20 protein-coding genes are annotated in these 22,001 nt (G+C 32.7%); 3 read left to right on the forward strand and 17 right to left on the reverse strand.

Translation table 11 applies throughout. The features are described 5' to 3' along the window. Positions 1-14: 14 nt before the first annotated feature. The 17 genes from BGO84_RS01315 to BGO84_RS01395 form a co-directional block, all read right to left on the reverse strand. The gene (locus BGO84_RS01315; RefSeq protein WP_291027151.1) at positions 15-1,154 is read right to left on the reverse strand and encodes an aminotransferase class I/II-fold pyridoxal phosphate-dependent enzyme; all 1,140 of its coding nucleotides are present in this window, start codon (positions 1,152-1,154) and stop codon (positions 15-17) included. A 4-nt stretch (positions 1,155-1,158) separates the two neighbouring features. After that, on the reverse strand, positions 1,159-1,740 hold the full coding sequence (locus BGO84_RS01320) for an acetyltransferase (protein WP_135104476.1): 582 nt from the start codon (positions 1,738-1,740) through the stop codon (positions 1,159-1,161). A 10-nt stretch (positions 1,741-1,750) separates the two neighbouring features. After that, complete coding sequence (locus tag BGO84_RS01325) at positions 1,751-2,356, reverse strand: sugar transferase (protein WP_135104389.1); 606 nt, start codon at positions 2,354-2,356, stop codon at positions 1,751-1,753. After that, positions 2,356-3,501 (reverse strand): glycosyltransferase family 4 protein, encoded by a 1,146-nt coding sequence (locus BGO84_RS01330; RefSeq protein WP_291026944.1) that lies wholly within the window; start codon positions 3,499-3,501, stop codon positions 2,356-2,358. The genes BGO84_RS01325 and BGO84_RS01330 overlap by 1 nt, the downstream gene beginning before the upstream one ends. A 114-nt stretch (positions 3,502-3,615) precedes the next feature. Then, a complete protein-coding gene (wecB, locus tag BGO84_RS01335; protein ID WP_291026946.1) occupies positions 3,616-4,749 on the reverse strand; it encodes a UDP-N-acetylglucosamine 2-epimerase (non-hydrolyzing) in 1,134 nt (377 codons plus the stop codon). Between the two features lie 24 nt (positions 4,750-4,773). Continuing rightward, positions 4,774-5,892 carry a capsular polysaccharide biosynthesis protein CapF gene (locus tag BGO84_RS01340; protein WP_291026948.1) on the reverse strand — a complete coding sequence of 373 codons (1,119 nt, stop codon included), beginning with the start codon at positions 5,890-5,892 and terminating at the stop codon, positions 4,774-4,776. After that, complete coding sequence (locus BGO84_RS01345; protein WP_291026950.1) at positions 5,889-6,905, reverse strand: nucleoside-diphosphate sugar epimerase/dehydratase; 1,017 nt, start codon at positions 6,903-6,905, stop codon at positions 5,889-5,891. Before BGO84_RS01345 ends, BGO84_RS01340 begins: the two co-directional genes overlap by 4 nt. Before the next feature lie 7 nt (positions 6,906-6,912). Then, positions 6,913-8,457, reverse strand: a complete 1,545-nt coding sequence (murJ, locus tag BGO84_RS01350) for a murein biosynthesis integral membrane protein MurJ (protein WP_291026952.1) — start codon at positions 8,455-8,457, stop codon at positions 6,913-6,915. Positions 8,458-8,512: 55 nt separating this feature from the next. After that, positions 8,513-9,679, reverse strand: a complete 1,167-nt coding sequence (locus BGO84_RS01355; protein WP_291026955.1) for a hypothetical protein — start codon at positions 9,677-9,679, stop codon at positions 8,513-8,515. A gap of 58 nt (positions 9,680-9,737) precedes the next feature. Then, entirely contained in the window at positions 9,738-10,943 is a 1,206-nt protein-coding gene (locus BGO84_RS01360; protein ID WP_291026958.1) for a glycosyltransferase, read from the reverse strand. 5 nt (positions 10,944-10,948) lie between these two features. Further along, entirely contained in the window at positions 10,949-12,025 is a 1,077-nt protein-coding gene (locus BGO84_RS01365) for a CapA family protein (protein ID WP_291026961.1), read from the reverse strand. Between the two features lies 1 nt (position 12,026). Continuing rightward, positions 12,027-13,079 carry a hypothetical protein gene (locus BGO84_RS01370; RefSeq protein WP_291026964.1) on the reverse strand — a complete coding sequence of 351 codons (1,053 nt, stop codon included), beginning with the start codon at positions 13,077-13,079 and terminating at the stop codon, positions 12,027-12,029. Next, positions 13,076-14,341: a nucleotide sugar dehydrogenase gene (locus tag BGO84_RS01375; RefSeq protein ID WP_291026967.1), complete on the reverse strand. Its 1,266-nt coding sequence runs from the start codon at positions 14,339-14,341 to the stop codon at positions 13,076-13,078. Before BGO84_RS01375 ends, BGO84_RS01370 begins: the two co-directional genes overlap by 4 nt. 5 nt (positions 14,342-14,346) lie before the next feature. Beyond that, entirely contained in the window at positions 14,347-15,357 is a 1,011-nt protein-coding gene (locus BGO84_RS01380) for an SDR family oxidoreductase (RefSeq protein ID WP_291026970.1), read from the reverse strand. Then, on the reverse strand, positions 15,314-17,656 hold the full coding sequence (locus BGO84_RS01385; protein WP_291026973.1) for a tyrosine-protein kinase family protein: 2,343 nt from the start codon (positions 17,654-17,656) through the stop codon (positions 15,314-15,316). The genes BGO84_RS01380 and BGO84_RS01385 overlap by 44 nt, the downstream gene beginning before the upstream one ends. Positions 17,657-17,661: 5 nt before the next feature. Next, complete coding sequence (locus tag BGO84_RS01390; RefSeq protein WP_298940134.1) at positions 17,662-18,492, reverse strand: polysaccharide biosynthesis/export family protein; 831 nt, start codon at positions 18,490-18,492, stop codon at positions 17,662-17,664. A 394-nt stretch (positions 18,493-18,886) separates the two neighbouring features. Next, complete coding sequence (locus BGO84_RS01395; protein ID WP_291026979.1) at positions 18,887-19,960, reverse strand: glycosyltransferase family 4 protein; 1,074 nt, start codon at positions 19,958-19,960, stop codon at positions 18,887-18,889. Positions 19,961-20,141: 181 nt separating this feature from the next. Here BGO84_RS01395 and BGO84_RS01400 point away from each other — a divergent pair, with 181 nt between their 5' ends. From BGO84_RS01400 to BGO84_RS01410, 3 genes are read left to right on the forward strand one after another with little or no spacing between them, the layout of a single operon-like run. Beyond that, entirely contained in the window at positions 20,142-20,405 is a 264-nt protein-coding gene (locus BGO84_RS01400) for a DUF2089 family protein (RefSeq protein ID WP_135104380.1), read from the forward strand. Beyond that, entirely contained in the window at positions 20,395-21,015 is a 621-nt protein-coding gene (locus tag BGO84_RS01405; RefSeq protein ID WP_291026982.1) for a hypothetical protein, read from the forward strand. Before BGO84_RS01400 ends, BGO84_RS01405 begins: the two co-directional genes overlap by 11 nt. Positions 21,016-21,027: 12 nt before the next feature. After that, positions 21,028-21,990: an alpha/beta fold hydrolase gene (locus BGO84_RS01410; RefSeq protein WP_291026985.1), complete on the forward strand. Its 963-nt coding sequence runs from the start codon at positions 21,028-21,030 to the stop codon at positions 21,988-21,990. Positions 21,991-22,001 lie beyond the last annotated feature (11 nt).

Consider the following 22,001-nt stretch of genomic DNA (forward strand, 5'->3'; position numbering starts at 1 on the left):
TTATTCTTCTGAGTTTAGAACATACTCTCTATAGCTTTTATTACTCTATCTATATCATCAAAACTTAAACTAGTCCCAGACGGAAGACATAACCCATCTCTAAATAATCGTTCAGATGTTCCGTCTCCATAATATGAGCAACCGCTAAATATTGGTTGCATATGCATTGGCTTCCATAAAGGTCTGGATTCTATATTATTTTCGTTTAATACATCATATATATCTTCTCTCGTTTTCCCTCCTGTTTTTAAAGGATTAATAAGTATAGATGTCAGCCAATAATTAGAAAAATAATCAGATGAAGGCTCTGTTTGGAAACTTATTCCTTCAACTTTTTCTAAACCTTTACGATAAAACTCATTATTTGTTCGTCTTTGTTTGATTCTATCTTCTAAAACAAGCATTTGCCCTCTACCAATTCCGGCTACGACATTGCTCATTCGGTAATTATATCCGATATGTGAATGTTGATAATGTGGCGCAGCATCTCTAGCCTGAGTTGCCAGGAATCGTGCCGTTTTTATATATTCCTCATTATGGGCGACAAGTGCACCACCTCCGGATGTCGTAATTATTTTATTCCCATTAAAGGAGAGTACAGCCATTTCACCAAAAGTTCCACAATGCTGGTTTTTATATCTCGATCCTAATGCTTCTGCGGCATCTTCAATGATCGGTATTTCATATTTTGAGGAAATACTTTGTATCTCTTCTATCTTTGCGGGCATACCATAGAGATGCACGGGTATAATTGCTTTCGGTTTTTTGCCTTTAGATATCCGATCCTTTATAGCTCTTTCTAAATGTTCCGGAGACATATTCCACGTATCTTTCTCACTGTCAATAAAGACAGGAGTTGCACCTTGATAGACTATAGGATTGGCCGATGCCGAAAAAGTAAAGCTTTGACAAAGTACTTCATCTCCTTGTTTTACACCTAAAATAATCAAAGCTAAATGTAAAGAAGCTGTTCCTGCACTTAATGCAGCGACATATACATTGCTCTGAAGGAATGCGGCTAATTCCGTTTCAAAAGCATCCACATTTGGGCCCATGGGCACTACCCAATTGGTATCAAAAGCTTCTTGAACAAACCGCTGTTCGTGCCCTCCCATATGTGCTAGAGAGAGCCAGATACGTTCATTAGTATTCATCATTTTATAAAAGTTTTGTTACTTTGCAAGGAGCTCCTATAGCGACTACATTATCCGGAATATTTCGAGTAACTACTGATCCCGCTCCAATTTTGCACCATTTTCCTATTTTAACTCCTTGTATAATTGTAGATCCTGCACCAATCAAAGTTCCTTCCCCTACTTCAACTTCTCCACATAGATTTGAGCCAGGTGCAATGTGTACGAAGTCGTGAATAATACAGTCATGATCTATAGTTGATGCAGTATTTATTATTACATGCTTGCCGATACGAGCACAAGATTGTATAATTGAGCCTTGCATTACCACCGTACCTTCTTCTACCAAAGCAGATCCAGATATTATTGCTTTTTGTGATATTGCTCTTTCATATCTAATGTTAGAGAAGGTGGAAACAATTTTTTTTCGTATCATGTTATCTCCTATACTTACAATCAGAGGTGATCTGCTCTCTCTTGATACAGGAATTCCCATAAAGTCTTTTATGGTTATATCATCATCAAATATTTTTTCAACAACGATATTGTTTAACTGAAGAATATCTAATATTACTTTAGCATGCCCTCCTGCACCATATAAATACACCTTCTTCATCCTATTTGTTCCCTTCAAATTTTTCCATGGTAAGACTTGTGTCTGAACTTATACCTTCCGATTTAAACACTTTTAATATGGTCTGGAGTAGTATCCTTATATCCAAAGATATAGATATATTATCTACATACCATACATCTAATTCAAATTTATCTTTCCACGAAATAGCATTTCGACCATTAATTTGTGCCCATCCTGTTATTCCTGGACGAACCTCATGTCTGCGAATCTGCTTTTCATTATATAAACGAAGATATTCGAGAAGTAAAGGACGAGGACCAACTAAACTCATATCTCCTTTTATTACATTTATTAATTGAGGAATTTCATCCAATGAAGTTTTTCTAATAAATCTGCCAAGAGACGTTAATCTGTCTTTATCTGACAGTAGATTTCCTTGCGCATCTTTTTTATCATTCATTGTTCTAAACTTAACAACTTCAAATATCTTATTGTTCTTACCGGGGCGTTGTTGAAAGAAAAAAGGTTTCCCATTATTTGCTATTGTCAGAAATATTGTCAGAAATAGAAATATTGGCAATAGAATTATGAAGCCTATTAGTGAACATACAAAATCTAAAATGCGTTTAAACAAGTTGCGATACATTACTCTAAGGATTTATATTCTGATAATAAAGTTTTCCAAATAATTTCCTGTTCATATCGAGATACAATCATTTTTCGTGAATTAGACCTATGTTCTGCAAGTAATGCATTATTATTTAAATACAATTCCATTCTACGTTGCAATTCAAATGAGTTTTTAGGAGGAATAATAACTCCATTTGTATCATTGATTATAATCTCATTACAGCCATTTATATCAGTAACGATAGACGCTAACCCCATCGCTCCGGCTTGCATAACTACGTTCGGAAACCCTTCTCTATAACTAGGAAATACTAGTACATCAGAAATAGCAAAATATGGTCTTACATCAGGCTGGTAACCAACCTCTATAACATTCGAGTTTTTAGAAATTATCTCCAGAGTTTCCTCCTTCAATGGATCGAGTTCAGGCTCTCTATTACCAACAAGTAAGAGCTTCACTTTTCTATTACGATGTGATATATCATCAAAAGCACTGATCAACTCATTTATTCCTTTATCCGTAACTAAGCGTCCAACAAAAATAAATACAAAGTTATCACTATCAATATTTAAAGACTCTTTTAAATCGGCTCTTTCCAGAGTAGAAATATTAATGGGATCAAAGTAGGATGTATTTATTCCGTTGGAACTACCATTTCCTATTATTCTTATTTTTTTTTCAGGACACAACTTCTCTTTTATTATAATCTCTCTTAAACCTTTCGAATTAGGATATATTATTGTAGAACATTTATAAGTTATTTTTTCTACAAGATTCAGTACTTTTCGCTTCAGCCCCCTTGTTTCCATGAGTGGCAAACCCGCTACAGTATGTAGTCTATTAGGAACCTTTGCCAACAATGCCGCGATCATGCCAACCATACCAGCTTTCGGCGTATGGGTATGCACAAATAAAGGTTTCTCTCTCTTGAGAAAACAATAAAGTTTCCATATCGCTTTTACATCTTGAAAAGGTGTAATCTTTCTTGTCATTTCAACACAGTAGGTATCAACACCATCTTTTACTCCAATTCTCTTCAGTAAAGATTCATTTGAAGAAACGGCGATGACTTTATAATAATCTTTCATAAAAGCCATCTGCTTGTCTAAAAGCTTATCCAAAGATATTGGAACTGTGGTTATGCGAATGAGCTTATTCATGATTTAGTATCCTTCTATTCTTTTAATAAAGCTTAAAATAGGATTGATTTAACTTCGTGTAATATGGAATCTTTTTAACTATAACATTTATATAAAATTCCTACACAAAAGAATTTACTCATTCCATACAACACGTTTAATATAATCGGTATACGACAAAATTATACGAACCACTTTGTCACTAACGTTAGGCATACTGTAATCAGATACAGGACGGAAACTGCGTATATCTCCAACATTCTGGGACTCCAACTGAATCAATCCCTGATATACACGTTCTGGGTTCAATCCAACCATCATTACCGATGCTTCCTCCATTGCTTCTGGCCGTTCATGAGCTTCCCTAATATTTAAAGCTTTAAAATTTAATATTGAAGATTCCTCGCTGATAGTACCACTATCGGAAAGAACGGCATAGGAATTAATTTGTAGAGCCAAATAATCGCTCAAGCCCATAGGTTTCATCAGTTTTACATTTTGATGAAATTCTATTCCATGCTTTTCTATCATCTTACGTGTACGCGGATGTGTTGAAACAACAATAGGCATATTATATTTTTCGGCTATAGAGTTAAGGATTTCAACCAAATTAAAGAATTTTTCCTCAGATGCAATATTCTCTTCCCTATGAGCTGATACAACAAAATAATTATTCTTTTTTAGATCTAACGTTCCTAATATCTGAGACTTTTCAACCTTAGGCATATAGTCTTTCAATACTTCAAACATAGGACTACCGGTTTTAATTATCCGGTCAGGACGTAATCCCTCCGCAAGTAAATACTCCCTTGCAATATCACTATACGTCAAATTAATATCAGCTGTATGATCAACAATCTTCCGGTTTGTTTCTTCCGGAACGCGTTGGTCAAAACAACGATTACCAGCTTCCATATGAAAAATCGGGATATGTCGTTTTTTTGCAGCAATCGCGCATAGGCAAGAGTTTGTATCACCTAGTACAAGAAATGCATCTGGCTTTACTTCTTCTAATACAGAATCAATATTTATAAGTATCAAACCAGCTGTTTCTGTAGCATTTTTACCTGCCGCATTGAGAAAATAATCTGGTTTACGAAGTTCTAAATCTTCAAAAAAAACTTCATTTAATTCATAATCGTAATTCTGACCTGTATGCACTAATATATGATCGATTGCATTTGACTGATCTAGTTTTTTCAAGACACAAGCAAGGCGAATAATCTCAGGTCGAGTTCCTACAACAGTCATTACTCTTAATTTACTCATAATCAAATTCATTTAAATTAAAAATTAAACTTTCAAGAAAAAAGTATCCGGATGTTCGCTATCAAAAATTTCATTCACCCACATCACTGTAACCATGTCCGAGTCACCCAAATTTTCAATATTATGTGTATATCCGACCGGAATATCCAACACTTCCAATTTGTCACCTGACACAAAATATTCTATCACTTCATCAGAGTCTATCTTACGAAAACGTATAACTCCCCTCCCACTAACAACCAAAAATTTTTCATTTTTAGTATGATGCCAATGATTTCCTTTTACAATACCCGGCTTGGATATGTTTATAGAGACTTGTCCTCTGTCATTCGATTTCAAGAACTCAGTAAAAGACCCTCTATCATCAATATTCATTTTCAATGGGTAGCTAAATTTGTCTTTTGGAAGATAGCTTAAATATGTAGAATACAACTTTTTCTCAAACGGATCATTTAGATTAGGAACCTGTAAAGTCTGACGATTCTCCTTAAATTGATAAAGTAAATCAACAATATCTCCTAATTTTATAGAATGAACAGTATCTACTTGCTCTATTTTTTCAGCAATATTTTTCTTCTTGTCACTATCACTCAATTTATCTATAAATGATTTAATAACATCATCAATATAAACCAAAGACATTTCTACACTTGGGTCATTTACTTGGATAGGCAAATCATTTGCTATGTTATTGCAAAAGGTAGCTACAGCACTATTATAATTTGGTCTGCACCATTTTCCGAAAACATTGGGTAGACGATATACATAAACAGGAACTTGGTTTTGCAAACTGTAATTAAAAATCAAATCTTCACCTGCTTTCTTACTCTTTCCATAAGGATTGTCTAATAGTGCCTGTATAGAAGATGTAATCAGAATCGGAGCTTTGTTATTATTCTTTTTCAAAGAATCGAGCAGTAGTGATGTAAAGCCGAAATTTCCAGCCATAAATTCTTCAGAATTTTCAGGTCTATTCACTCCTGCCAGATGAAACACAAACTCGGTCTCTCTTGCATATTTATCCAAAAGACTTTGATCTGTATCAATATCGAATTCAAATATTTCGGTGTAGTTTCTGTTGCGGAGTTCGGATACAAGATTCTTACCAACAAAACCTCTCGATCCGGTAACTAGTATCTTCATTTTTTTGTAATTTCATTAATTATATCCAACTTCTGTAAAAGCTTTTTCATTCCTTCAATATCAAGTCTATTCGTATTGTGAGAATGATAATCTTCGATAGATGATATTTTCTGTTGTCCTTCCACAAAATACTTATCATAGTTCAAATCTCTGTTATCGGCAGGAATTCTAAAATAATTCCCCATATCTTCAGATTTGGCCATCTCTTCACGCGTAACCAACGTCTCATAGAGCTTCTCACCATGACGCGTTCCTATAACTTTTATTTTAGAGTTCGATCCGGCTAATTCAATAATAGCTTGGGCTAATATACCAATTGTGGCAGCAGGAGCTTTTTGAACAAACAAATCTCCGTTTTGACCATGTTCAAATGCATAAAGAACCAGGTCTACAGCATCATCTAAAGTCATCATAAAACGTGTCATATTAGGGTCAGTCAACGTTAAATCATTACCCTCCTTAATCTGCTCAATAAACAAAGGAATAACAGATCCTCTACTAGCCATTACGTTTCCATAACGGGTGCACGAAATTATAGTACTTGTTCCTTCCAGTGTACGCGCTTTTGCTACAGCAACTTTTTCCATCATTGCTTTACTTATTCCCATAGCATTGATCGGATAGGCTGCTTTATCAGTAGATAAAACCACTACATTTTTTACGCCAAACTCAACTGCCGAATCCAGCACATTCTGTGTACCTAGTACATTTGTATTTACAGCTTCAATTGGAAAAAATTCGCATGAAGGAACCTGTTTTAATGCTGCTGCATGAAATATATAATCCACCCCACGCATAGCGTTATCTACACTACGTTTGTCTCGAACACTACCTATATAAAATTTAACTTTCGAATTACGTAACGCATGACGCATATCATCCTGTTTCTTTTCATCACGAGAGAAAATGCGAATCTCTTTTATATCTGAATCTAGAAATCTTTTTAATACAGCATTTCCAAAGGATCCAGTACCTCCTGTTATAAGGAGTGTTTTATCTCTAAAATAATTCATATCTCTATTATTTACGGTTTATATACATATTTACCTTATCCTTTATTCCCGATATTAGAAATATCATCTCTCTGTTTTTTAATAAATATAGGATTAAGACATACATACCTAGGGTTAAGCATGAAGCAATAAAGAAATAAGCAATATTATCGATATAGAAAAAGTATTTATATAAATACCAAATTATAATGGAAGCTAGAAGAGCTAGGCATAATTCTTTATAAAACTTCTTTTCAATCGAATAACTTACAAATGAAAACTTTCGTACTAAAAAGGATCGCACTAATACAAAGTACAATATATTAGAAATCGACGCTCCTAACGCAACTCCGCTTATCCCCATTTTTTTTATTAGTAGTATGTTTAGTAATATATTCAATGTAGAACATCCTAAACTAATATACATTGGCAGTATTGAATTGTTCAAGGTATAGAATATACGAACGTATATTTCTCTAAGTGCAATAAATATAATCCCTATAGAATAAAAAATGAATACCACCGAAATATCTGTAACAGCATCCAACATCATGTTCCCTCTATAATATATTGTTTTAATAATTTCAAATCCACCAATTAGACATAATACTGCAAGCGGAGTAACTGTTAATAAGCAAATCTTTATGGATGAATTAAATGATTGAGAAAATTTTGAATAATCCTTTTGAGCCATTAATAATGAGAATACAGGATACATAACAGTTAGGATTGCTATTGTAATTGTACCATTTACCAGATTTAAGATACGTAATGCATAGTTTATAATAGAAATACTACCTTCCCCTAATTGAGAACATAATATATTCGTAACCATCAAATTTATTTGCTCAGCAAATGAAGCTATAATAACAGGAATAGCCAATATTATTATTTTCCGAAGATAAGGATCTTTAAAATTGATTATGAATTTATATGTAAACATATCCTTAATAAAAAAGTGCTGAAGAAATAGTTGAAAGAACCATGCTACTAAACCGGAAATGGGGACTACATATATTCCATATTTAGGAGCCAAAAAAAGTATAGCTAAAATTGTTATACTGCTATTTATGACAACCAATAATTGAGGTGAGAAATGTTTTTGGTTTGCGTTTGAAATATTAATAAATACTGATGTTACAAGAGTTATAGGAAATGACAAACAAAGGAGACGTAGCAATTCTACTGAATACTTAAAAGTTTCTTCGTCGAATCCAGGTGCAACAAGTCGAATCAATAAAGGAGCAAATATCTGAACAAAAATAGTCAAGCAAATCGTTATTAACGTAAAAACATTTAACACGTTAGAAGAAAACACATTAGCTGCATTATATCCATTATTCACTCTACGATCGTTGTATAAGGGAATAAAGAACATTAATGCGCTTATAGTGATAGGAATATTTAAAATGCTGGGAATTACATTGGCTGAAAAATAGGCATCTGTCAAGTTTGTTGTACCAAATACAGCAGAAAAGCTAATCTCCCTAACAAAAGAAACTATTTTTCCTAGAATAGAAAAAATCAACACTAGAAAGCCCGCCGTAACCGTTTTTTGTTTTGTTATATTCATTATCCAAATTAATACCAATAGTACAATTTTATCAATACTCTTTCTAAATTATTAGTCATCTATCTATACTTTCTAAAAACAATTGTCGACGATTATACATCTCCTTAAAATAATAGAAAGCTATAAAGAAGACTGGTATTATTATATATTTTTGTCGACTGGCTAAACCTAAATTATATAATGTAAGAGACTTAATAATTAAGTTTATAAAGAAATATGTCATAAGAAATAATAATATAGAGTCCTTAAAAATATATTTTATAAAATTTAATGAAAAGAATTTTATAAAAATGACTAATAGGAATAAATTTTCTATTGAAGAAAATAACTGCAATGCTCCTTTAGCATCATAGAAGAAAGGTCTATATAAATAGGAAAAAACTAACATGAAAAAATTTGTAGATGCTGGATCAATAAAAGATCCGCTTCTATCTTGAGAATATTCACTATAAAAATTAATAGTTGAATCCACTGACTTTTGGCTAAAATCTTCTATATTAAAATATGACAATAAAGACTCCTTAAAAAATAGAAATAATCCTATAATAAGAAAAGAGAATAAAATTTTGTATAAAACATGAGTTTTTCCATAGATAATTCTAGATATTACAAATGCTAGAATAAGGAAGATAAAAAGATATGGTCTTACCAAAAATAAAAGGGCAACCGATAATATAAATTGAACAGAATATACAAATTTATTATTTTTAAGTACAGACTCAATAATCAAAATTGTGGCTAAAAAGCTCAAAGAGTCTTTTCCTAACGCACATGTCCAAAAATGAAATTGAGGTAAAAGTAATATTATATAGATTATCCTTATTTTGAACAGTCGGATTTTATTATCTCTATCTAAAATATCTAATAATTTATACAATTTAAAAAAACCAATAAGACCACAAAATGAGAAAAAAGCAAAACAATTAAAATAATTGAAACCAAGATATTGGACTAGTGGAAGAGTTATTGATACAATAAATTTCGTACCGATACCTAAAGTATTTAAAATATTCTTCTCAGTTAATGCCATATTATAATAAACGACTGAGTCAATATTATTTATAATCGAAAATTGCCAATAAAACACAGTCATTATAAAATGTATTATATATATACTAATAGATATAGATAAATTTAATCCATGCTTTTTTGAGTATTCGATTACAAATACACCTGAAATAAATATAAAAAATATTAGCCAAACAATATCTACAAAAAGCATAATTGTCATTTTTTATCTAAAATATATTATAATACAAAACAAATATTAGGTAAATAAATCAAGATTTATTATTTAAAAAGTCCTCGATAATATTTTTATAATTTCTATAATCAAATAACTTGGAGTTAAAAGCATTATCTTTCATGTTATTAATATGCTCTTTTGATAGAGTTAAAATATAACTCATCTTCTGTATCATCTTTTGCGTATCATCTATGTCGACAAAATAGCCATTTTCTCCTTCTAATAGATAATCCTTTATATCACTTGTGTTGGTTGTAATAACGGGAGTTCCACAGCTAATACTTTCCGAAAATTTAGTTGGGAAACCAGCTGTAGTTCCTTTATTTATATCTCTAAAAAAAATACTGAAATCAGCTTCTGCTATTTTCTTCATAGCCAGATCGTGAGAAACAGAGCCATTAAATGCTATTTTACCTTCTAGTTTATCAAGCAGTTGACGGTGGCTACTCATTACTGATAAATATTGTTCTCTAGTCAATCCATATATATTAAACTCAAAATCAGAACCTACTTCTGATAGTTCGTATAGACATTCTATTACTTTATCGAGTCTGTCTTTAAAATCTTTAGGCGATACTTTCTTCCCATTCAAAGCGAATGGCATACCAACATATACTAATGAAGCCTTGGGTTGAGTATTATCACACCTTTCGAATCTGTTACAATCTGTCAGAGGTGGAATGATCACTGTTTTACATCCTTTCTGAGAATAATAGTTATTCAGATATTTGCTTACACATATAACTCCGTCTACATGAGAATTTATATATGCCTTCTGATATACAGTATCTATATATTTTATAATTCTGTAAGGGATACTACCCACTGATGCCGACAACCAATCAACAGCATCGGTAAGTAATATTATATCATTTTCTTTACACCATCGTCTTAACAATGCACAAAAAAGAGAGATGGTGGGAGCACCATACATCACAACAATTTTAAGATTGTCAACTTGCTCCAAAAAACATTTAACTTTCCTAAATTGTGTTTTATAAGATAACCATCCTTTTATTCCATTGGGATAGGGAATGCTATAACCTTCAAAGTCATCATAAATGATTCGCGTCTTTTTTAGGCTGTCGGTATTCTTTGTATTTTTATCTAATCCAATAAAAGTAGTCTTATAACCAAGTAACCTAAATAAGCGCCCATTAGATACAACACGATGTGCTGCTGCATTACCATCCGGATATAAAAAATTACCTATATATACTATTTCTCCTTTTTTATCCATCTGATTCATTTATATTTATTAAACATCTTATTATAAATAGATGCATTACGCCTCCCTCTCAAATATGCCTCTATAAAATTTCTGTTTAATCGTTTGATAAACCAACTAAAATCGTGTTTTATATTATTATTTAGCAGGTATTCTCCAAGCTTTTCTTTTCTTAAGTTTTGATACTCGTCTTTGGATAGATAAAGAGTCTCGCAATATGTTTCAAATAGAGGGTTACCCTTTATGGATATTCTTCCGTCCTCCTCAAAAATATGGATAAGGCTAAGATCTTCTATTTTATTATCATTTATCTCTAGAGATAGTATAAACGAAGTTCGATTATTATCATCCATTTTATTTTTTAAGCCTTTTATGCTTGTAGACAAGACTTCATCAAAAACAAAATTTCCTAAACTATATGAAATTATTGAATCATTAATCTTTTCTACACCTTGAGCTACGTGCGGATGGTGTCCATATAATATGAATTTATGCTTTTCTGCTAAGCTCCTTGCAAATTGAATATGTTCATATGCAGGATAATTGACATTTTCAATTCCCCAATGGAAACTTAAAACACTTAAATATCCGTTTTCCTGATTTGCTTTTAATCGATCTTCAACACTCTCAATATTTATTGGAGTTATATATGGCGACTTACTTTCTTCTTTATAACGAATTCCATTTGCTGAATAGCAACAGTACCCATTAAAAGCGATCTTATTATTTTCAAATTCAAGAATAAGTTCTTTATCGTCTATACCAAAATATTCTATTTTATTTTTATCTAGCAAGCAGATTGTTTCTTCGAAGCCTGCAACACCATAATCAAAAATATGATTGTTTGAAAGGTTGACAATTTTTATATTTAGATAGTTTAATAAATCTACGCTTAGGGAGGAAGTCTTGAGATGAATCGCCTTATAAGAGTCTGCGGCAGAAATATCAGTAATAGGAGACTCTAGGTTCGCAACTACGTAATCAAATGTATTTAAAAATTCAGCAATATCTTTCAAATTCTCATATACATGTGAGTTTTGTTGTAAATCAAATCTTCCGACGAAAGCGATATCCCCTAAAAAAGCTATTTTCATATTACTCAACTTCAATTAGATGCTTCAATATTTCTTCGGGTGCATTCAGTGGCTCATCATGCCATTCTCCACTTCTATCCCAATAGCCCCCAGCCTGTAATAATGTTGTATGTGAAAAGCCATAACTCATTTCTATAATCTTCCCTATATTATCTCTATCATCAATAACATAATCATACCCCATACATTGGAATCTCAATCTATCAGAAACACTAAAAGCAGAATCAATTATATCTTTTGTTACCAAAGATCTATCAAAATAAAACGAGCCACTTCCTGATGCACGAAATTCTCCTTCTCGAATATTTCTAGCAATAAAACTTAATTTATCGCCGATAACAACAATTTTTAAATCAAAGCCTGCATTGGGAATAAATTCTTGTAAATATACATACCCTTGTTGCCGTGGCAGTCGTCTCGCCTTTGAAAAAGATTCGATGAAGTCCGGTATCCTTTTTATTCTGGATTTGATAGTTGCCCAACTTTTTGCTGATTTAAGTTGTGAGCTCCCCTTGTATAAGATACTAGGTGTTGACACTAGTCCTTTTCCGAATATCTTTTTTCCATAATTATATGCATCACTTCTACTATTTAAGAGCTTAACATTATTAGAGCCGGAACCACATCTTAACTTTGCTACTATTGGAAATTTAGAGTCATTATCAAGCCATGTTACAAAATCTTTTAATGTATAAAACATATAAGCTTTAGGTGTAGATGCTTGAATCGATTCCAACAAATATGTTTCTGCTATTTTATCATCAAAATGCCAAGAAGTAGGAATATCCGGGAATACTTTCAAACCCATATTTTCGGCACTCATTAAGATACTTCTAGCAAAAAGCATATCTTGCAATGAATAATGACTAAAATGCCATACCAGACAATCGTAATTTTTAAGAGTTTCAAGAATATCATACTTATAACAGTCTACAATGCTATAATCAATATTATTTGCTTCGCAATAATTTATCCAAGCAAAATGCCATGAGGTACTATGCTTAAAAATTGATTCATTATAATGAATTGCTACACGAACTTTTCTATTTTTCATATATAGTTTATACCACTATTTAATCCTGATACTATTCCATTGCTCTTTAATAAAGATCTAATATTAACTGTATCAAATTCCTTATGATTTACAGCCAATACTATTGCATCAAACTTTCCTTGAGGTAGGTTACATTTTATATCCAATCCATATTCATGCTCCACTTCTTCCGGATTAGCCCAAGGGTCATAAATTGTTATATTTGTACCATATTCTTTTAGTTCGCGAATTACATCGACAACCTTTGTATTACGAACATCGGGACAGTTTTCTTTAAATGTAATTCCTAGAACTAGTATATTAGACCCCTTTATTTGTATACCTTGTTTAATCATCTTCTTGACAACCTCACTAGCAACGTACTCGCCCATACTGTCATTCAGGCGGCGACCGGCAAGTATTATTTCGGAGTGATAACCATATTCCTGTGCTTTTTGAGCCAAATAATATGGGTCTACACCGATGCAGTGCCCTCCAACCAGCCCGGGCTTAAATGGAAGGAAATTCCATTTCGTTCCGGCAGCTTGTAATACAGCATTGGTGTCAATATTCATTCTATCGAATATTTTCTTTAATTCATTTACAAATGCAATATTTATATCCCGTTGCGAGTTTTCAATAACTTTTGCTGCTTCTGCCACTTTTATAGTTGGAGCCAAATGCGTTCCTGCTTTAATAACTGAGGAATAAAGGGCATTCACTTTTTCTCCGACGTCAGGTGTAGAACCGGATGTTACTTTCTTAATTTTTTCGACAGTATGTTCTTTATCTCCCGGATTTATTCTTTCAGGAGAGTAACCGGCAAAAAAATCAACATTATATTTCAGACCTGAAATCTTTTCTACAACAGGAATACAATCTTCTTCTGTAGCTCCGGGGTAAACTGTTGACTCATATATAACGATATCTCCTTTATTGATTACCTTCCCAACTGTTTCACTCGCTTTATATAAAGGGGTCAAATCGGGCCTATTGTTTTTATCTACAGGTGTTGGAACAGTTACTATATAATAATTACAGTCACTAATATCCTCTAAGTTACAAGAACAAAACAAGCCAATATTGTCACTATTTTCGTTTTTCAAAACAGACTGTAAAATATCAGCATCTACCTCTAAGGTATGATCAACACCAGACATTAATTCCTTTATACGTGCCTTATTAATATCAAAACCGACTACCGGATATTTGGTGGCAAAAAGCCGAGCTAGAGGTAAGCCTACATACCCTAGGCCAATAATTGCGATCTTAATTTTGTTCATTTGTGTTATTTTAAATTACTCCAATACCATTCTACAGCCTCTTTCAATCCTTCTTTCATACTATATTTCGGATTGTAATCTAACAAAGCTTTTGCTTTATCTATACTTGCTAATGAATGCGGGATATCTCCAACTCTATTTGGGCCATGTATAATATCCACCATTGCAATCTGAGGATCATACTCACTCAGATATTCTTTTAGATATTCTACCAATTGATTTAGAGTTGTTCTTTCTCCAAAAGCTGTATTATATATTGTATTTAATGCTGAAGGATTAGATGTAGTCAGAGCCAGCAAGTTCATCTGTATTACATTCTTTACATAAGTGAAATCCCTTGAATACTCACCGTCACCATTAATTACAGGCGATTCGTGATTGATTAACTTCTTAACGAATAACGGTATAACAGCAGCATATGCTCCATTGGGATCTTGACGCTTTCCAAATACATTAAAATATCTTAGCCCAATACATTCAATTCCGTATGTACGTGAAAACACATCAGCATAAAGCTCATTAACATACTTAGTTATTGCGTATGGAGATAAGGGTTTGCCAATAACGTCTTCTACTTTGGGCAACGAGACAGAATCTCCGTAAGTAGAAGAACTTGCAGCATAAATAAACCGCTTAACGCCAACTTCTTTTGCAGCGAACAGCATATTCAAGAAGCCCGACACATTCACTTCGTTACTTGTTATCGGATCTTTTATAGAACGGGGAACAGAGCCTAAAGCCGCTTCATGAAGAACGTAATCAACGCCTTTTATAGCATTTAAACAATCATCATAATTGCGAATGTCTCCTACTATTAACCGAAAGTTTTTTTTATCAAAGAATGGAAGTATATTTTCCATTTTACCTGTAGAAAAATTATCAAAACAGATAACCTCACAATTGTACTTTAATAACTCTTCGCAAAGGTTAGAACCTATAAAGCCGGCTCCTCCGGTAATAAGAATTCTTGAATTATCGAGTTTTTGATTTTGAATCATATCCATATTCTTTTCCATATCCATATCTGTAACTACTATCTAAATATGAATCATTGAGCACCAGATACATATTTATTAATTTACCTTCACCTTTTTGCATATTCATGAAGTCTACAGCAGCTCTAGGTGTTACATTTTCTCTAACAATATACAATGTAACATCCACATACTCATCAATTAGATATGTATCCGAGACTAATCCTACCGGAGCAGTATCAAATATTACAAAATCAAACTCTTCTCTTGCTTCGAGCATAAATTCTTTTAAGCGTGGTTCCATTAATAACTCATTCGGATTAGGTGGAATAGTTCCGGCTACCATCACTTTCAAGTTATCATTTAGCCCCGAATCATTAACATAGTTTCGCCAAGAATCATCACTAACTAGATAATCACTCAAACCTTTGTTTCTTGATACTTGAACATAATTTCTGAGCTTCGGATTCCTTATGTCCCCACCGACGATTAAAACTTTTTTACCCGATAGAGCAAAGCTCATCGACAAGTTGACGCTTATAAAAGTTTTTCCTTCACCGGAAGCAGTAGAGGTCACTAATATTGTCTGATTTGACTTATGCTTAAGTATAAAATTTAAATTATTTCTTAATGACCGGAACATTTCAGCTATACCGGAACTTTGATTTGACCTGATTACAACCTGATCCTTAACCTCATTTTTCCCTATCTGTCCGATAATAGGTACTTCCGATAATCTTTCAAGTTCACTTCTACTTCTTATCTGAACTTTGAATAGGTTGATTAAATATATAATTACAATCGGACATAAAAAACCAAGTATTAATACCGAAAGAACAATGATATTGGACTTAGGGGCTATTGGATGAATATCTTCGAGTGGTGAAACGATTATACGTGCCTTATTCGCGGTTGAAGCAATAGATAAATTAGTCTCTTCTCGTTTTTGCATTAGGAATAAAAACAAATTCTCTTTAATCCGTTGCTCCCTTACTTTTTCAATGAGTCCTCTTTCCTGTTGAGGGACTGACAATACTCTGGATTTTGTAGATGATGATTGCTTCAATAAATCTTGTTTCGATATATTATATGTCTGCTTGACATTTTTTAGAGAGTTGGATATGCTGCTACGCATATTATTTATATCATCATTTAGTCTTATACGTGTAGGGTTTTCTTCACCCAGCCCTTTTAACTGAACTTCTGAAACAAGTAGTTTATTGTTATAATCATTTATTATTTGAGCCAAACCGAGATCAGCAATTCCAATGTTAGGTATCACTGAAAATTTATTTGCAGGATTTTGCACAAAACGCTCTATTAAAGATATCACATTGAGTTGGGTTTCTACCTCCAATAACTTTTGTTCATTTTCACCTGTTTGTTGTACAAACAGCTGTGCTTCTGTACTCAGATCTGTTATTTGATTCTTTTGTTTAAAATCAACAACATTCTCTTCTGCATCTCCTAGTTCTACAGATATTTCTTTCAATCTATCATTAATAAAGATTGCAGTATTGTATGCTATCTCATTCTTTATGTTTACGTTCATTTCATTATACTGCTTCACAAGTTCTCTAAGAATAGCAGCACCCTTGGCAGTATTATTACCAATCAATCCTATATTAAGAACAGAAGACGTTTTACTTGTTGGCGAAACTGATAATGCGCCATTTAGAGCAGAAACAGTAGAGTATATATCATTAATCTGAACATAGTATTTTTCATGTTCTATTACATTTTTACCTGTCAATTCAATTTTGATAGCGGCATCGTCTAACTTTATTTCGTTCGGAAGAGACTCATATTTTTCATTTATTTTTTTCTCCTCTGAAGCAAATAAATCTTCATATGTCCCGCTAATTTCATATCCCGTTCCATTTTTCTGTATATAGAATTGAATATTTCCTATTCCTTTTTTATCTACAGGTTCTAAAGTGACATGAAAAGGCGTTTGATTGTATAATTCAACCTTTCTAAGTCTCTGCGTAATATAATATACAGTTTGCAAATTCAGTGTATCTACAACAGAACGCATCAAATCGGGAGAAGATAAAATTGCAACTTCGTTTTCTATATTGTTTGTTGTAGAAAGCAAACCGAGAGCCTCTAAATCAAACTCTGCAGCTGCATTTCCTTTACTTGTTCCTTTATCCTCGTTCAGCAATATAGAAAGTGAAGATTTATACTGCTTTTGAGTAACAAGAATGATTGTGACTCCAATAATCAAAAACACAGCTACTGATAGAATAAACCATTTCCAGTAGCGTAAATAATCAAATATGATATCAGTTACAGAAGTTGAAGCACTTGTATCTTTCCAGTTTTTATTGGTTTCCATTTAATTTAGCGGGTTATGATAGCAATTACTGAGATTACGATTGATAATGCGGATAAACTAATCGATTCAAAGGTTCCAAATCGAGAATTATTTCCTTTTGCTTTATTAGTTTCAACATATAACTTGTCATTTTGTTGTAAATAAAAGAGATCTTTATTAAGCACTAAGTTCTTATCTTGCATATCAATTCGATGCATCGCAATCTCTCCATTCTCTTGTATTCTGAGCAACAACACATTATCTCTACGTCCATATATTGTCATATCTCCGGCTGCAGCCAAAGCATCTAAAATTGTCATTTGACCATTGGGTGTAGTATATACTCCGGGGCGGGCAACTTCGCCAAGAACAGATACTCCAAAATTTACGAACCGAACATTTACAACCGGTTTTTCAGCTATATACCGTGGATAAATTAACGATACAATGTAATTTTGAGCCTCCTTAGACGTCATCCCTCCTATACTTAATTCTCCTAATATTGGAAAATTTATTTTCCCATCTTTATCTACTAAATAGTTTTGTAAACTACCGGTTGTATTTGCATATACTACCGTTGTCTGTATTGGAGAGGTTAAATTAGTAGGTACCATTGGTAGGTTGAAATCTGTTGCAGCACCTGGTATATTAGAATTGACAGTAATGGTAATTATATCATTAGGCATAATTTTCGCTTCATGAATAGCAGCCACGCTTGATAGAATTTCAGGGGAAACTGTTTCTGCGTTCTTTAAATAAGGCAACTGTTTATAACCCGAACATGAAGCTAAAAAAACGACTAAGAAAAAAACTATTAATGAGTGAAGAATTCTGAGCAAACTCCTTTTTGATTTCATTGTGTTAAAATAAATAATGTTTTATAAAAGAGATTTCCTGCCAAAGATAATTTATTTTTTATCTTTTTTGACTAAAGAAAAAATAATAACTTTTTTAAGAAATAGAATCAACATTAAATAAACAAAAAGGAAAAAGCCTAAAAAAAATAAGAAATAAGACTAAAAAAAATCTTGAAAGTGTTATGGTATCTAGGATTTAAGAATTTGGGTATTAATCCAAAAAATGCTGTAAAAATTCACAAAAAAGAAAACAAATCGTTTAAAAGCCTTATCAAATTAACCTTTATTCACACAACTTTAACAATATCAATATCCACGATCATGATAAAGGATTTAAGACTCAAACCATGAGAAAAACAACTTTTATTCACTTTAATCACTCACTATTAAAACTTTAGTCTAACATACCTCTAATAATGGTTTCCATTTTTCCTATAGCATTATCCCAACTAAAACGAAGCACATATTCATGTCCTCTTTTAGCCAAGTCTATACGATATTCATTATCCTTAATCAAATAGCAAATTTTATCAGCCATATTTTTCGCATCACCAGGTTCTACCAACAATGCCGTTTCTCCTTCAACCGCATATTCTTTATGCCCTTCTATATTGGTGCATATAAGAGCACATCCACAAAACATAGACTCTACAGATACCAGGCCAAACCCCTCAGTAAAGCTATTGGATATAAATATAGAGTTACGATTATAGATTGCACACAAATCATCCGGATCTCTATGATAATGAATCCAGTCGGGCAAATCTTCAGGTGAGGGATAAATGCCGAATAAATCAACTTTAAGCTCGGGAATCTGCTCTTTTACAAGATGTAGTGCTTCTAACCCATATTTAGAACCTTTTATTTCTTGAACAGAATACATCATAGCAACGGTTGCAATCTCTCTATTCTCTATTCTTTCCTTAATGTAATATACATTGTTGTCAACTCCATTTTCAATCAATTCTACTCTATTATTGGTATGCTTTGCTACTATTTTTTTTAAATAAGAAGCAACAACGATATTAATCGTATCTTTCAAGTTATAAGAAGAATAGAGTAAATCTTCATGTCCTTCCCAATTTTCATAGCCTTGTATAAGGTTGATTTTTTTACCTTTTTCTGGAGATAGTGTTCCCATATCCAATACAGTAGACCACCAAGTAGCAATAACAATATCAGCATCAACCACATATTTGTCCTTTACTTCTTTTACATAAGACATCGTAATATCCGGATCAAACTCGAACCATTTATTTCTATCAAATCGTTCAATTTTAGATAAAATACAGCGTACGAAGTATGGAAAACGGTACTTCATATACTTTGTTTTGATAGGAAATGTTAGATGAACTTGATACCCCATGTAAGCCAATCGATTTGCATATTCGTACATAACCCGAAATCCACCTGCCGGACGACGAGGCTTGAATGGTAGTATAAAATTAATTTTTATATTGTTCTTCATTTCTTCATCTTTTCTTCACAAATATAATGAGTTTCGCAATTCTTTTATCATTATTAAAACTCTTATTTAGAAACTCTAAAAACAATACAGCGAACATAAAATTAAAATAAAAATAATTTTATTAAATACATATTTAATATTATTAAATAAAATATTATGTTTGTAAAAAAATACAGTAAATATGTTACCATGTAATTGTCCAAGTTGTAAAACACAATTAAAAGTCAAAAGCCTTGTTTGTGAAAACTGTGCTACAGAGGTACACGGTCTCTATGCACTCCCGATATTAGCCCGTCTGTCTGTAGAAGATCAAGACTTTATTCTAAAATTTGTAAAAAATAGTGGAAGTTTAAAAGAGATGGCTAAAGATTTAAAATTGAGTTACCCTACCGTGAGAAATTTATTAGACGATATAATTGATAAACTGAAAGAATATGAAAAGTAAATTTTCTGTGGCAAGCTGGTTATTCAAACCATTTCAATACATTGCCGGTACAAAAGTTCTTATACTAGGGCTAATTGTAATGTTATTACTATCGGTTTTGGGGTATCTGGGAAATACTCATTTCAATGGAGTGATCGGGATGCAATATGCGCCACCAAATCAACCTCAATACTATGCAGTCCACATAGTTTATCAGATCATCACCCTCATTTCTATGACAGTGATTTTCTATATTGCGGCCCGCATTGTATCCAAATCTTCTGTCCGTATTATTGATATTGCAGGCACAATGTCTTTATCACAAGCACCCCATATCTTGTTTGGGCTAGTAGGCTTAATACCCGCTGTTCATTTAGATTTTGGAAACATAAATGCAGTAAATACAAATGAAATATTTTCTATACTGAAAGATAATATTGGAATATTAGTAATAGCCTCTCTACTGTCTGTTGTAATATTAGCTTGGTCCATTGTTCTTAAATACAATGCCTATTCCGTTTCGGGTAATATAAAAGGAGTTATTGGAGGAATCTCTTTTACAGCAGCTCTTATCATATCCGAAATATTAGTTAAAGTACTTATTTTTATCACCATACCTTATTTACACTAAAAACAGACCACTATGAATCGTAAAAAACTATCATTTATTTTATTATTACTCTTATCCCTAAATATATCAGCACAATTAATCGTAAGTGAAGAGCCTATTGTATTAAAAACGGAAACAGGCGATATATTTGGCTCATTAAAAGTTCCGAATAGTAAAACTCCTGTACCAATAGCAATTATTATAGCAGGTTCGGGACCAACAGACCGCAATGGAAATAGTCAACTTACTCAAAACGATGCATATAAAATGTTGTCTGATGAATTATTCTACAGTGGAATAGCTACGCTCTGCTTCGACAAAAGAGGTATAGCAGCGAGCAAGTCTGCAATGAAAGATGAATCGGATATCCGATTTGAGAATTATATTGAAGATGTAAAAAGGTGGATAGATTTATTGTCGAACGACAAGCGGTTTTCTGACATAATAATTATAGGGCATAGCGAAGGTTCGTTGATTGGGATGATTGCCGCAGAAAATAACCCAAAAGTTACAAAATACATTTCTATAGCAGGGATGGGTGTACCTTTTGATGTGATACTCAAAGAACAATTAGAAAAGCAATTGGCGGGACAGCCCCAAGCTACAAAAGATCTGATATTTTCTTATTTAGATAAATTGAAACAAGGTGAAACCATCTCAAATGTACCTCCAACGCTCAATGCACTATTTCGCCCAAGCGTACAACCATATATGATATCAGTAATGAAATACAATCCTCAGAAAGAGATAGCAAAACTTACGATTCCAACTTTAATTATACAAGGAAAAACAGACATACAAGTACCTACAGAACAGGCAAACCTACTATCTGTAGCAAATCCTAAAGCAAAAAAGGTTGTTATAGAGAATATGAACCATGTATTGAAAGACTGCAAAAGTAGCGACATGGCAGAACAAACGCCAACATACAGCAACAAAAGTATTCCGCTAAACAAAGAAATAGGAAAAGTTATAATAAACTTTATAAAAAATTAGAAAGCGAAAGA

The sequence above is a fragment of the Dysgonomonas sp. 37-18 genome, from assembly GCF_001899125.1.
Lineage (GTDB): Bacteria > Bacteroidota > Bacteroidia > Bacteroidales > Dysgonomonadaceae > Dysgonomonas.

Coding starts and splice junctions, on each gene's coding strand:
- BGO84_RS01370 (WP_291026964.1), bottom strand. CDS start 13,079: ATGAAAAATAGAAAAGTTCGTGTAGCAATTCATTATAATGAATCAATT.
- BGO84_RS01405 (WP_291026982.1), top strand. CDS start 20,395: ATGAAAAGTAAATTTTCTGTGGCAAGCTGGTTATTCAAACCATTTCAA.
- BGO84_RS01315 (WP_291027151.1), bottom strand. CDS start 1,154: ATGAATACTAATGAACGTATCTGGCTCTCTCTAGCACATATGGGAGGG.
- BGO84_RS01330 (WP_291026944.1), bottom strand. CDS start 3,501: ATGAATAAGCTCATTCGCATAACCACAGTTCCAATATCTTTGGATAAG.
- BGO84_RS01365 (WP_291026961.1), bottom strand. CDS start 12,025: ATGAAAATAGCTTTTTTAGGGGATATCGCTTTCGTCGGAAGATTTGAT.
- BGO84_RS01380 (WP_291026970.1), bottom strand. CDS start 15,357: ATGGAAAAGAATATGGATATGATTCAAAATCAAAAACTCGATAATTCA.
- BGO84_RS01355 (WP_291026955.1), bottom strand. CDS start 9,679: ATGCTTTTTGTAGATATTGTTTGGCTAATATTTTTTATATTTATTTCA.
- BGO84_RS01340 (WP_291026948.1), bottom strand. CDS start 5,892: ATGAAGATACTAGTTACCGGATCGAGAGGTTTTGTTGGTAAGAATCTT.
- BGO84_RS01390 (WP_298940134.1), bottom strand. CDS start 18,492: ATGAAATCAAAAAGGAGTTTGCTCAGAATTCTTCACTCATTAATAGTT.
- BGO84_RS01375 (WP_291026967.1), bottom strand. CDS start 14,341: ATGAACAAAATTAAGATCGCAATTATTGGCCTAGGGTATGTAGGCTTA.
- BGO84_RS01410 (WP_291026985.1), top strand. CDS start 21,028: ATGAATCGTAAAAAACTATCATTTATTTTATTATTACTCTTATCCCTA.
- BGO84_RS01345 (WP_291026950.1), bottom strand. CDS start 6,905: ATGAATTATTTTAGAGATAAAACACTCCTTATAACAGGAGGTACTGGA.
- BGO84_RS01395 (WP_291026979.1), bottom strand. CDS start 19,960: ATGAAGAACAATATAAAAATTAATTTTATACTACCATTCAAGCCTCGT.
- murJ (WP_291026952.1), bottom strand. CDS start 8,457: ATGAATATAACAAAACAAAAAACGGTTACGGCGGGCTTTCTAGTGTTG.
- BGO84_RS01325 (WP_135104389.1), bottom strand. CDS start 2,356: ATGTATCGCAACTTGTTTAAACGCATTTTAGATTTTGTATGTTCACTA.
- wecB (WP_291026946.1), bottom strand. CDS start 4,749: ATGAGTAAATTAAGAGTAATGACTGTTGTAGGAACTCGACCTGAGATT.
- BGO84_RS01360 (WP_291026958.1), bottom strand. CDS start 10,943: ATGGATAAAAAAGGAGAAATAGTATATATAGGTAATTTTTTATATCCG.
- BGO84_RS01385 (WP_291026973.1), bottom strand. CDS start 17,656: ATGGAAACCAATAAAAACTGGAAAGATACAAGTGCTTCAACTTCTGTA.
- BGO84_RS01400 (WP_135104380.1), top strand. CDS start 20,142: ATGTTACCATGTAATTGTCCAAGTTGTAAAACACAATTAAAAGTCAAA.